Source organism: Curtobacterium sp. HSID17257 (genome assembly GCF_003989515.1).
Taxonomy (GTDB): domain Bacteria; phylum Actinomycetota; class Actinomycetes; order Actinomycetales; family Microbacteriaceae; genus Curtobacterium.
Map to the genome: position 1 here is coordinate 1 of NZ_RBLU01000101.1, position 11,447 is coordinate 11,447.

14 protein-coding genes are annotated in these 11,447 nt (G+C 73.2%); 7 read left to right on the forward strand and 7 right to left on the reverse strand.

Features of this window, described 5'->3' with window-relative positions; all coding sequences use genetic code 11:
• The 5 genes from D8M35_RS13095 to D8M35_RS13115 form a co-directional block, all read right to left on the reverse strand.
• Positions 1-332 (reverse strand): zinc-ribbon domain-containing protein (locus D8M35_RS13095; RefSeq protein WP_274542776.1); only part of this gene is annotated, 332 nt, incomplete at its 3' end.
• A gap of 34 nt (positions 333-366) precedes the next feature.
• Positions 367-1,335 (reverse strand): AraC family transcriptional regulator, encoded by a 969-nt coding sequence (locus D8M35_RS13100; RefSeq protein WP_126892255.1) that lies wholly within the window; start codon positions 1,333-1,335, stop codon positions 367-369.
• Positions 1,336-1,403: 68 nt separating this feature from the next.
• Positions 1,404-2,888: a reverse transcriptase family protein gene (locus D8M35_RS13105; protein WP_126892256.1), complete on the reverse strand. Its 1,485-nt coding sequence runs from the start codon at positions 2,886-2,888 to the stop codon at positions 1,404-1,406.
• A gap of 88 nt (positions 2,889-2,976) precedes the next feature.
• The gene (locus D8M35_RS13110) at positions 2,977-3,939 is read right to left on the reverse strand and encodes an SDR family NAD(P)-dependent oxidoreductase (protein ID WP_126892257.1); all 963 of its coding nucleotides are present in this window, start codon (positions 3,937-3,939) and stop codon (positions 2,977-2,979) included.
• A gap of 53 nt (positions 3,940-3,992) precedes the next feature.
• Positions 3,993-4,520 (reverse strand): hypothetical protein, encoded by a 528-nt coding sequence (locus D8M35_RS13115; RefSeq protein WP_126892258.1) that lies wholly within the window; start codon positions 4,518-4,520, stop codon positions 3,993-3,995.
• Positions 4,521-4,587: 67 nt separating this feature from the next.
• On the opposite strand from D8M35_RS13115, the gene D8M35_RS13120 reads away from it, so the two are divergent.
• The 4 genes from D8M35_RS13120 (at position 4,588) to D8M35_RS13135 (ending at position 7,939) form a co-directional block, all read left to right on the forward strand.
• The gene (locus D8M35_RS13120; RefSeq protein ID WP_126892259.1) at positions 4,588-5,208 is read left to right on the forward strand and encodes a TetR/AcrR family transcriptional regulator; all 621 of its coding nucleotides are present in this window, start codon (positions 4,588-4,590) and stop codon (positions 5,206-5,208) included.
• Between the two features lie 78 nt (positions 5,209-5,286).
• Positions 5,287-5,550: a hypothetical protein gene (locus tag D8M35_RS13125; protein ID WP_126892260.1), complete on the forward strand. Its 264-nt coding sequence runs from the start codon at positions 5,287-5,289 to the stop codon at positions 5,548-5,550.
• Positions 5,551-5,643: 93 nt separating this feature from the next.
• A complete protein-coding gene (locus D8M35_RS13130; RefSeq protein WP_126892261.1) occupies positions 5,644-6,954 on the forward strand; it encodes a PP2C family protein-serine/threonine phosphatase in 1,311 nt (436 codons plus the stop codon).
• Between the two features lie 109 nt (positions 6,955-7,063).
• A complete protein-coding gene (locus tag D8M35_RS13135; RefSeq protein ID WP_126892262.1) occupies positions 7,064-7,939 on the forward strand; it encodes a family 16 glycosylhydrolase in 876 nt (291 codons plus the stop codon).
• 55 nt (positions 7,940-7,994) lie between these two features.
• Here D8M35_RS13135 and D8M35_RS13140 read toward each other — a convergent pair whose 3' ends face one another.
• On the reverse strand, positions 7,995-8,204 hold the full coding sequence (locus D8M35_RS13140) for a hypothetical protein (protein WP_126892263.1): 210 nt from the start codon (positions 8,202-8,204) through the stop codon (positions 7,995-7,997).
• Between the two features lie 46 nt (positions 8,205-8,250).
• Entirely contained in the window at positions 8,251-8,592 is a 342-nt protein-coding gene (locus tag D8M35_RS13145; protein WP_126892264.1) for a DUF3140 domain-containing protein, read from the reverse strand.
• A 149-nt stretch (positions 8,593-8,741) separates the two neighbouring features.
• Between D8M35_RS13145 and D8M35_RS13150 the strand changes: the two genes are divergently transcribed.
• The 3 genes from D8M35_RS13150 to D8M35_RS16425 all read left to right on the forward strand — a co-directional run bounded on the left by D8M35_RS13150 (position 8,742) and on the right by D8M35_RS16425 (position 11,166).
• Positions 8,742-9,965 carry a zinc-dependent alcohol dehydrogenase gene (locus D8M35_RS13150; RefSeq protein ID WP_126892265.1) on the forward strand — a complete coding sequence of 408 codons (1,224 nt, stop codon included), beginning with the start codon at positions 8,742-8,744 and terminating at the stop codon, positions 9,963-9,965.
• Positions 9,962-10,918 (forward strand): SDR family oxidoreductase, encoded by a 957-nt coding sequence (locus tag D8M35_RS13155; RefSeq protein WP_126892266.1) that lies wholly within the window; start codon positions 9,962-9,964, stop codon positions 10,916-10,918. The genes D8M35_RS13150 and D8M35_RS13155 overlap by 4 nt, the downstream gene beginning before the upstream one ends.
• Positions 10,919-11,025: 107 nt before the next feature.
• The gene (locus tag D8M35_RS16425; RefSeq protein WP_153257447.1) at positions 11,026-11,166 is read left to right on the forward strand and encodes a hypothetical protein; all 141 of its coding nucleotides are present in this window, start codon (positions 11,026-11,028) and stop codon (positions 11,164-11,166) included.
• Positions 11,167-11,447 lie beyond the last annotated feature (281 nt).

Here is an 11,447-nt window from a genome sequence, read left to right on the forward strand (position 1 = left end):
TCCGCGGGGAGCACCGGCCACCGTCGCGGGGTCGCCTGCAGGTGGCACTCCGGGCACCACACCGACCTGCGGCGCTCGCGGCCGGGGCGTGCACGCTGCTCGGCCGGCGTCGCGACGAAGACGTGTCCGACGTCGCACTCCCACGTCAGCAGGACCTCGGCCGCGGGCGGCACCTGCGTGAGCACCACGCCGTGGTTCCACTCCGGGTGGTACTGCCGCACGAGCACCGGCCAGGACGCCCAGGCCGACCGGAACTCGCCGACGGCGTACGGCACGGCGGTGCCGCGCGACCACTGTCGCCGTCGCCACCACGCGTCCACCGGTTCGACCACGGAGCCACCGTAGGGAGCACCGCCGACACCGGCGTCAGCGCAGCACGTCGTCCCACCGACTCCGCTGGACGGTGTCGCTCGGGTGCTCGCCGAACCGCTCCGCGTACGCGGCGGCGAACCGACCGAGGTGCGCCCACTGCCACCGGCGAGCGACGTCGGCCACGAGGAGGTCCCCACCGGACGTCTCGAGCTCCCGGTGCGCACCGTCGAGCCGCTCGGCGCGGAGCCTGGCCATCGGCGACTCCCCGAACCGCCGGTGCATCGCGTTCTGCAGTCCCCGCTCGCTGATCCCCACCGCGTCCGCGATGTCCCGGAGGGTCACGGGCTGGTCGGCGTGCGTGCGGATCCACTCCGCGGCACGGTCGGCCGAGCCGCGACCGGTCGGCGTCGGGCTCGGCACGACCGGGAAGGCCTCCACGACGGCGTCGGCGATCGCGGTGTTGACGGCCTGTCGCGCCGAGTCGGAGAGCGCCGCGTCCATGACCGGTCCGCCGTGCGCACGGATCACGTCGCGCAGGGTCCGCCGGGCGGAGTCGTCCGTGGACTCCAGCGCGAGGACGACCGGACCCGTCGGCACGTGTCCCCGGCGCACGAGCGCGCGACGGAGCACGCGGTCGGAGAGGTGGACCATCGTCACCGTGCGGACGTCGGCCGTGAAGGCGTAGCGGCGCGAGGCGGAGAGCAGGACCGGGACGCCCGGTTGCACGGCGAGTGCGTCGCCGGTGTCGACGTCCTCGATGGTCGCGCTGCCGTCGCCGACCCAGAAGACGATGTGCTCGTCACGGGGCCGCATGGTGCCGGCGCGCGTGCCCTCGACCTCGGCACGTCTGACCGAGACCTCGGTGTCGCCCGCGCCGAGGTAGCGGAAGGTGTCCAGGGCGCTGTCGATCCCGTCGGCGGTCCCGTAGATCGTGTCGAGTTCGACGCCGCGGTCCTCGCTGACGGCGACCACCCGGAACCGGCGGAACGTGGGGCGTTCGGTGCCCGGTGCCTGCACAGTCACGACCGCATCGTCTCAGCACCGGCGCTCCTCGTACGCTTTCCGGACAGGTGTGTCGCGCGGTGGGCGGATCACCAGCGGATGCGGGCGAACTCCTCGCGCAGTCGGCGCGCACGACCGGGGTGCACCTGCTCGACCCAACCGATGCGGCCGAGCAGGTGCGCGCGGAAGTCCGTGTGGCCGTGGCGGTCCTGGGACGCCGGACCGTGCACCACGCAGTTGTGCAGGACCGCGTGCAGCCGGTCGACCTCGCGCCGACCGGGCGACGGCAGCTCGTTGACGACGACACCCGTGACCGACTGCCGGGTGCCCCGACGCCGCACGCGGGTCTTGTGCGGGTTGAGCCGGTGGCCCTGCTCGGTCACGATCCGCTCGACGCCGCGCAGGAACGCTCCGGACCTGGCGGCCAGCCGGTCGTCGCCGCTGAAGGTCAGGTCGTCGGCGTACCGCGTGTAGTGCCCGCCGGCTGCCGAAGCCCACCCGGCGAGCCGGGCGTCGAGGTGCCGGAGCGCCGTGTTGGCGAGCGCCGGCGAGGAGGGCGCGCCCTGCGGCAGGTGGGCGACGGCGAGCGCCTCGCGCAGGGCCGCGCGTTCCTCGGGACTCCCGCCCGCGGGCATCGCGGTGAGGACGTGCGGCGGGACCCGGTGGGTGCAGAGCCCGGTGAGCACGTGCGCGAGCGGCTCCGCGTAACCGGCGGACCGGAACACGCCGTAGACCGTCGGCGCGGTGACGCTGGCGAAGAACGTGGTCAGGTCGGCGGTGAGCACGACCTGCCGGCCCGTGTGCGCCGCGGCCCCGGTGACCACGCTGCGGCCGGGGACGAAGCCGTGGGCGGCGTCGTGCACCGGGAGCCGGACCAGCAGGCCGTCGAGGACCGCGCGCTGCGTCCTGCGGAGCAGGTCCATCGGTTTCTCGAGCAGCCGCGGTACCCGTCCGGGGCGGAGCACCCACTCGTGCCGGACGTGGTGGAGCGGACTGCCCGCCGGGGCGTGGCGGTTCCATGCCCTGGTGTCCGCGAGCCAGAGCAGCCGGCCGACGGTGACGTCGAGCGCACGGGCGAGTTCGGGGAGCGTGTCGACGAGCAGCGGGCTGTCGGTCTCGGGTCGCGCCCGGACGGCGGTCGCGCGGCGGGCGAGCACGCGGACCGGACGCCGGGCCTCGCGGGAGCGGTGCAGGGCGGCGAGCTGCGGTGCGGCCGCGAGCACCGCGGCGAGCTGACGGGGCGCGTCGACCGGTGGTCTCGGGTACGCGTCGAGGGCCGCCGCGACGGCTCGTCCCACGTACGCCCGTTCCACGCCGATGACCGCGTACCCGGCAGCGGTCAGGTCGTCGACCGTCCAGTCGTCGGCGGTGAGGAAGGCGTCGGCGAGCGCCGCCGCCACGACGGTGAGGGGCGTGGGGTTCCCGGGGGACCCGTCGGTGCCTCCGTGCGGCGTGGCGCGCGGAGCGCGCTCTCCCGCTCGGGGCGTGTCGTCCTGCTGGTCCTGCGTGCCCCGGGGTGACCCCGGAGAGGTCGACGCGCCACGCGCGTCGGCCGCCTCCCCCGGGAACTCCACCCGCCCAGCGTACGGCGAGCAGCCGTCGGACGGGAGGCTCGTCGCCGGCCCGGTGCGGACCTCCCGTCCGTCGTCGGGTCGGCCCGCGCTAGCGGCGTGGCCGGCCGAGCAGGACCGTGCCGACCAGGGCGGCGACGCCCGCCCAGACGAGCGGACGTGTCACGCGGCGGCGCTTCGCCACCCAGCCGCCGTCGGTGGCGTTGTGGGCGTCGGCGGGCTCGTACAGGTTCCCGTCGCTCGGGACGCCCTTGCCGCGGAGCGCGAAGGTCTCGACCATGGGCTTGGTGATCTTGTGGAACAGGCCGGGGAACACGTACTGCAGCGGCACGAGCGACGCCTGGATGCGTCCGACGAACCGGTAGCGCTTCGGGTGCAGTGCGGCCTGCACGACGGCCTTGCCGGCGCGCTGGACCGACACCGTGGGCGGCAGCGGGTGCGAGGTCTTGCCGGTGTAGTTCGCGCCGTTCTGGTAGATCGGGGTGTCGATCGTCGAGGGCAGCAGGGCGGTGAACCGGATGCCGGTGCCGGCGTACTCGTCGCCCAGGACGTCGACGAGGCCGAGGGCGGCGTGCTTGCTGGTGACGTACGCCGACTGGTAGGGCGCGGAGAGCAGTGACTGGATGGACCCGACCAGGACGTAGGTGCCCTTCCCCCGCTGCTTCCAGTGCGGCAGCAGGGCGGAGATCGCGTGCAGGTGTCCGTAGAGGTTGGTGTCGACGACGCGCTTGAACGCCTTCGTCGGGGTCTGCTCGAACAGCCCGTAGACGAACAGCGCGGCGTTGCCGACGAACACGTCGATCCGGCCGAACCGCGCGGTCGTGGTGGCGACCAGGGTCTGCACGGCGCGCTCGTCGGCGACGTCGGTGGGGATCGCGACGGCCTCGGCCCCGAGGGCGCGGCACTCGGCCGCGGCGGCTTCGAGCGAGCCCTGGCCCCGGGCGGCGAGCACGAGCGTCGCGCCCTGCCGGGCGAACTCGTGCGCAGCGGCCCTCCCGATGCCGCTCGATGCTCCGGTGACGACGACGATCTTCCCGCGGAACCGTTTGGTCATGTCTGCGTTGCTACCCGGCGGCGGCTCCGGTGGCACCCAGGCGCGGCGTTCCCTCAGCCGGCGCGGCGCGGCCACACCGTGTAGCTGACCGCCCAGAGCAACTCGATCCCGAGCACGACCCCGAGGACCGGGAGCCAACCGACCAGCGCCTCGGTCCGTGACCCGGTGCCGAACGCGAGCAGGAAGGCGCCGACGACCGCGGCGGCGATCGCGACGGCGAGGAGCGTCCGCAGCACGTCGGCCCAGCATGCTCGGGTGTACGCCCACCCGGTCGGTCTCGTCGGCAGCGGGCGACCGTGCCGCCGGTGCGCGAACCGGGCGTCGGCCCAGCCGACCATCCGCCGCCCGTAGGCGAGCGAGACGCCGATGTAGAGGGCGGCGAGACCGTGCATCCAGTCGGCCCGTCCGCCGCGCGCCAGGTCGAGGGCCGTGACGGCGAGGAGTGCCGCGTCGATCACGGGAGCGGTCCCGAGCACGAGGGCACCGGCACGGGGGCGCCCGGCGACGTACCGCAGGGCGAGGCCCGCGACGACGGCGACCCAGAAGCCCACCTCGCAGGCGATGACGGCGGCGATCAGCATTGGCTCACCTTTCTTGGTACGACTGTGTTCACACCGCCATGCTAGTACAGCTGTGTACGATCGCGACGTGCCCAAGCTCATCGACCACGACGAACGCGATCGCGAGATCGGCGAGGCAGCCTGGCGCGTCCTCGCACGCGAGGGCCTCGCCGCCCTCTCCGTCCGGAACGTGGCCGAGGAGGCCGGGATCGCGACGGCCTCGCTCCGCCGCGCGTACCCGACACAGGACGCACTGCGGGTGGCCTGCCTCCGACGGGTCTTCGAGCACGTGCAACGCCGACTCGACGCACTGCACGCCGCGCGTCGACCGCACGACGATCCCGTGGAGTTCGCGGCACGCTGCCTGCGGGAGCTGCTCCCGCTCGACCACGAACGCCGGGTCGAGGCCGGGGTGTGGTTGACGCTCGGCTCCCTCGCGCTCACCGACGACGGGGTGCGCGCGGCGTACGACGAGGCCCACGCCCTGCTGCGGGGTGCGTGCGCGGCCCTCCTCGCCCTCGCACGCACTTCCACGACGACCGAGGGCCGCGCCGACGTCGTCGTGACGCCCGACGCCGCGCGTCTGCACGCCCTCGTCGACGGCCTGACGCTCCACCTCGTGCACGCACCCGCCGACGCCGACGCCACCTGGGCGGTCGACGTGCTCACCGCCGAGGTGCGACGCCTCGCCGCGACCAGCTCGACCTGACGCGTGCTCCGCGCTCCGCTCGACGGGCGCACATGCCGCGCGCTTCCGGCGCAGGGGCCGAGGTGCGACGATTGGCGCATGCCGAAGGACGAGCTGACGGTCGAGGAAGCGACGGCGATCGCCGAGCACGCCCGGTCCGGGTCGCTGCCGCTCGACGACCCGGAGGTCCGCCGGGTGGTCGAGCAGGCCAACCGGACCCTGGTCCGCGCGCAGATGTGGGGCGAGGACCGCAGCCCGAAGCTCCGCCGACGTCGACGGTGGCTCGCCGCGGGCGCCCTCGTGATGGTGCTCGTCTGGGTGGCCGGGTTGCTCGTGCCGCTGGCGTTCCGACTCGGACTCTGAGCACGGCGGCGATCGTCCCGTGAGCGCGGCTCAACACGCCCGGCCCTCGGAGTGGGGTTGCCCGGAGCACCCGGTCCGGGTTGACTCGACCGTGTGACGAGCACCGCGGACCGCCCGTCGTCGGCGCGGACGTGGACGACCTCGGTCCGCGACGACACGGGGCCGATCGTGCTCGCCGGCCTGCGCAACTCGTGGGCGCCGCTGGCGAAGCAGACCGTCATCGCGGCGTTGATCGTCGGAGCGGCCGTCGCGAGCGCGTTCTCGCCGTGGCTGCTCGTGACCGACGCCCCCTGGATGTGGACCGGCGTGGGCATCGCCGTGGCGGGTCTCGTCCTCGCCGCTGTTGCCGCCCGGTGGCCCGCCGTGCTCCGCATCGAACTGGTCATCCCGGCCATCGACTTCGTCGCGGTCGGCCTGCTCCGCTACGGCACCGGGGACAGTCGATCGGTCTTCACCACGATCGTCGCACTGCCCCTGATCTGGGTCGCGGCGAACCCCGGTCGCCGGAACATCTCCTGGCCGGTGCTGGGGACGGCCGGCACGCTCATGCTGCCGTACCTGATCGCCCCGCAGGACCCACAGGGCAGCGAGTTCGTCCGACTGTTCACCGTCGTGGTCGTCTTCGGCGCGATGGCGGCTGTGACGAACGAGCTCGCGCGGCAGGCGAACCTCCAGCTCGCCGCGGTGCAGCGTCGACGACGCGTTGCCGAGGGCGAGCTCGATCGTGCAGCCCTCGTCCAGCAGTCACTCCTCCCGACCACCGCTGCAGGGCTGCCCGACGAGCTCCGCGCCGTGGGCGTGTGCATCCCCGCCCGGACCGTCGGCGGTGACTTCTACGACTGGTTCCCGACCCCCGGCGGGGCAGCCTTCACGCTCGGCGACGTGATGGGCAAGGGCGTCGGCGCCGGCATGATCGCCGCGGCCGTGCGCTCCCTCATCCGCAGCACGGTGGACGAGTCCGACCCCGCGGTCGCCGTCCGCCGCGCCGCGACCGGGCTCGCAACCGGCACGTCCGACCTGACGAGCGGGCAGTTCACCACGTGCTTCCACGTCCGGGTCGACCGCGACGGGCACGCCCGGTGGGTGGACGCGGGGCACGGACTGACGGTGCTGCGGAGCGCCGACGGATCGGTCCGCCCGCTGCGGTCCGCGCACCTGCCGATCGGCGTCGGTACCGCCTGGACCGCCGAGGACACCGTCCTCGAGCCGGGCGACGTCATCGTCACCGTCAGCGACGGGGTCCTCGACCTGTTCGGCGGTGACCTCGACTCGGTCGACCGCTTCGAGGCGTGGGTCGCCGAACGCGACCACCCGCAGCAGGTCGTGGACGGCATCGCCGACCTCGCGCACGCCGGCGAGCACCCCGACGACGTGACGGTGCTCTGCGTCGGCTACCGCCCCTGAGGCCGTGACCGCCTCCTTGTCCCTCGAACTGTGGACTGGCCACGGGTCCGATCACGGGCGATGATCGTGCGTCCCGTCCACCGACGGGCACGAGGACAGGAACACCGACATGCCGCACGACCACACGCCGGACGACGCCGGACACCCCGTCGACCGACGCCGCTTCCTGACGCTGGGCCTCGGTGGTGCTGCGACCGCGACGGTCGCTGCCACCGCGGCGCTCTCCGCTGACGGCCGGGCCGAGGCAGCCACCACGACGTCCGCAGCCACGCTGCTCGCCGCGGACGAGTTCGACGGCACCGCGGGCACCGCTCCGAACTCCGGCATCTGGCGGTTCGACACCGGCGCCGGCGGCTGGGGCAACGCCGAGCTGCAGACCTACACCGACTCGCGGCGCAACAGTGCGCTGGACGGCGCGGGCAACCTCGTCATCACGGCGCGACGCGAGGCCGACGGCACGTACACCTCCGCCCGGCTGAAGACCGAGGGCACCTTCACGGCGCAGTACGGCCGGATCGAGGCACGCATCCGTATCCCGCGCGGACAGGGGATCTGGCCCGCGTTCTGGATGCTCGGAGCGGACATCGGACAGGTGGGGTGGCCGACCTGCGGCGAGATCGACGTGATGGAGAACGTCGGGTACGAGCCCGGCACCGTCCACGGCACCGTGCACGGACCCGGCTACTCCGGAGCGAAGGGGCTGTCGGCCGCTGCGACCCTGCCGAACGGCGCAGCCTGGGCCGACGCGTACCACGTCTTCGGGGTCGACTGGCGACCGGGGTCGGTCACGTGGCTCGTCGACGGCGTCGCGCAGCGCACGGTCACCCGGGCCGACGTGGGGTCGTCGCTGTGGGTCTTCGACAAGCCGTTCTTCGTACTGCTCAACGTCGCGGTCGGCGGCACCTGGCCCGGCTCGCCGGACGCGACCACGCGGTTCCCGCAGCAGATGCTCGTCGACTGGGTGCGGGTCTGGCAGCAGTCCTGACGGCGGCCGGGAGGCCCGTGGCGACCCCGCCACGGGCCTCCCGTCCGTCCACTGCTCAGCGCCGGGCGCGTGCCAGCAGCCAGAGGTACGTCGCGTGGCCGACCAGGGCCAGGCCGAAGAACACCGCCGCGACCGCGTAGACGCGGTCGAGCTCGCCCTGGCCGATCACGAGCATCACGACGCAGAACACGACGGCGGCGGCGAGGACGCCGACCTGGATCGTCGACCAGATGCGGCGGAAGCGGGGCATGCCGGAGTCGTCCACGACCCCATTCTGCCCGACGCCCGTCGAGCGCCCGCGTCGCCGCGGTCTACTTCTCCGGGTCGTGGCCCCAGTTCATGAGCGAGTACCGCCACCGCGAGTCGTGCGAGTCGCCCTTCGGCTCCTGCTTCGTGTGCCGTGCCACGTAGCCGACGACCTTCCGCATGTGGGCGTGGTCGTCGTCGGTGTAGTCGCCCTGCTTCTTCTCGAGGATGCGGACGATGTGCCGACCGCTCTCGTGCCCGGTGGACTCGCCGCCGCCGTCGGACTTCTGCCCGACCTCCTTCGACTCGTCCGTGTCGAGCCACTTCTCCAGCTCCGACGCGGTCATGTTCACCGCGTCGGCGAAGTCGTCGCGCGTCTGCTTCTCGTCGTGCTGGTCGTCACTCATGGGCGCCAGCGAACGCGTCAGGCCTGGGTGTCCACGCAGCGCTGCGTGTCCCCCGTTCCGGTGCGCTGATCGGACGCCGCTCCGCGTCCGTCCAGGCCGCCGCGGGTTGTGTGTCCCCCGAACACCCCACGACAGGAAGCGAGAGCGACATGCGCGCAGTGGTCTGGCACGGCATCGGGGACATCCGTCTCGACGAGGTCCCGGAGCCCACCATCCAGCACCCGGAGGACGCGATCGTCCGGATCACCCGCAGTGCGATCTGCGGAACGGACCTGCACTTCGTCCGCGGCACCATGGCGCCGATGGAGGAGGGCACGATCCTCGGGCACGAGGCCGTCGGCGTCGTCACCGAGGTCGGGGACGCCGTCCGCGGGTTCAGTGCCGGGGACCGCGTGGTCATCAACTCGACGATCTCGTGCGGCGCGTGCCGGTACTGCCGGATGGGCAAGACCGCGCAGTGCGACGTCGCCAACCCGAACGGCCCGCAGGCCGGCACGAGCTTCTTCGGCGGCCCGCAGTCCACCGGGCCGGTGAACGGCCTGCAGGCCGAGTACGTGCGCGTGCCGTTCGCCCGCAACACCATGCACCCGCTGCCCGAGAACGTGAGCGACGAGCAGGCGATCCTGCTCTCCGACATCTTCCCGACGGGCTGGTTCGGTGCCGAGCTCGCCGGCGTGACCCGCGGTGACGTCGTGGTCGTGTTCGGTGCCGGCATCGTCGGCCAGTTCGCCGCCGCCTCCGCCTACAAGCTCGGCGCCGCCCGCGTGATCGTCGTCGACGGCGAGGAGACCCGGCTCGCCGCAGCACTTGCGCAGCACTGCGAGGTCGTCGACTACAACCGCGAGGACCCGGTGCAGGCGATCATGGACCTGACCAACGGCATCGGCGCGGACGCCGTGATCGACGCCGTGGGGGTCGACGCCGAGCGCCCGAAGCGGGGCCCCGCAGCGGTGTCCAACGAGCAGGCCCAGCAGTTCGACGCCGAGGTGCAGCAGGTCGCGCCGGACGCCTCGCCGGACGGCTTCGGCGAGCAGAAGCAGTGGAAGCCCGGCGACGGCCCGTCCCAGGTCGCCCAGTGGGCGGTGGCGTCCGTCGCGAAGTACGGCCGCATCGGCATCATCGGCGTCTACGGTCCGACCGCGCAGTCGTACCCGATCGGCGAGGCGATGAACAAGAACCTGACGATCCGGATGGGCAACTGCGACCACCACTCGGTCACCCCGCCGCTCATCGACCTCGTGGCGTCGGGTCAGTTCGACCCGACCGCGCTGATCACCGAGCACGAGCCCATCGGCGACGCGATCGCCGCGTACGAGGCCTTCGACCGGCGTGAGCCCGGCTGGGTCAAGGTCGAACTGGAGGCCACCCGATGAGCGCACCCGACCAGGCAGCACCCGCCGACCAGGCGGCACCCGCCGACCAGGCAGCACCCGCCGACCAGTACGAGTTCGGCGACCCGCGCAGCCGCTACCCCGACGTCTCCCCCGAGCCGCAGACGCAGGAGGAGCCGGGCCTGCAGTCCCAGATGGACCCGATCCCCGACCTCGGCGAGTCGAGCTACCGGGGCACCGGGCGACTCGAGGGCCGCAAGGCCGTCATCACCGGCGCCGACTCCGGCATCGGCGCGGCCGTCGCGATCGCGTTCGCTCGCGAGGGTGCCGACGTCGTCCTGGCGTACCTGCCCGAGGAGCAGTCCGACGCCGACCACGTCATCGAGCAGATCGAGGCCGCCGGACGGAGGGCCGTCGCGGTCCCCGGGGACCTGCGCGACAAGGCGTACGCGGGACTGCTCGTCGAGCGCGCCGTCGCCGAGCTCGGCGGCATCGACGCGCTCGTCAGCGTCGCCGGCAAGCAGCGCTGGCAGCCGGACCTGCTCGACATCACCGACGACCAGTTCGAGGCGACGTTCGACGTCAACGTCTTCGGGCTCTTCCGGCTGGTCAAGGCGGCGCTCCCGCACCTGCAGCCGGGGTCGACGATCACGACGACCGCTTCGATGGAGGCCTACCAGCCCGCACCGGACCGGCTCGACTACGCGGCGTCGAAGGGCGCGATCAACAACTTCTCGAAGGGGTTGTCGCAGCTCCTCGTCGAGCGCGGGATCCGGGTCAACATCGTCGCACCCGGCCCGACCTGGACGGTCCTGCAGCCGAGCGGCGGCGTCGACCCCGAGTCGCTGCCCGAGTTCGGCAGCAGCGAGTCCCCCATGGGTCGTGCCGCACAGCCGGCCGAGCTCGCCCCCGCGTACGTGTTCCTCGCGTCGCAGGAGTCGAGCTTCGTCGCCGGCGAGACCCTCAACGTCAACGGGGGCATGGTCACGCCCTGACCCCGTCCACCTCCGGCTCGTGAACCGGACACTCCGCTCCCCCGAGCGGGAATGCCCGAGCCGCCGACGATGTCGAACCATCCACACACCACGCGAAGGAGCACACCATGACCCTCGACCTCCACAAGGGGAACAGCGTCGACACCGAGCGTCGCTGCATGCCCACCAGCACCCTGCGCGCCCTGCACGACGACCAGCAGGAGCAGACGTTCGGCCGCTGGCTCGGCCAGATCAACGGTCAGCGCTGATCACCGGCCAGCGCTGATCGACGGTCGGCGCTGATCGACGGTCGGCGCTGATCGCGTTCGCTGCGCGACGACGGACGGGAGGCGCGGTGCCGGCTGGCACCGCGCCTCCCGTCCGTCCGTCGTTCCGCCGGAGCTGCCGGAGCGGCGAGACGCCACCGTCAGGGCGAGACACCGCCGGAGCGTCGAGACGCCGCCGGATCCGGCGGCGTCTCGGCGGGCCGAGGGCGCCCGGCGCTGACGCCGGCGTCTCGCCGACGGCTGCGCCCCGCGAGGACGGGGGC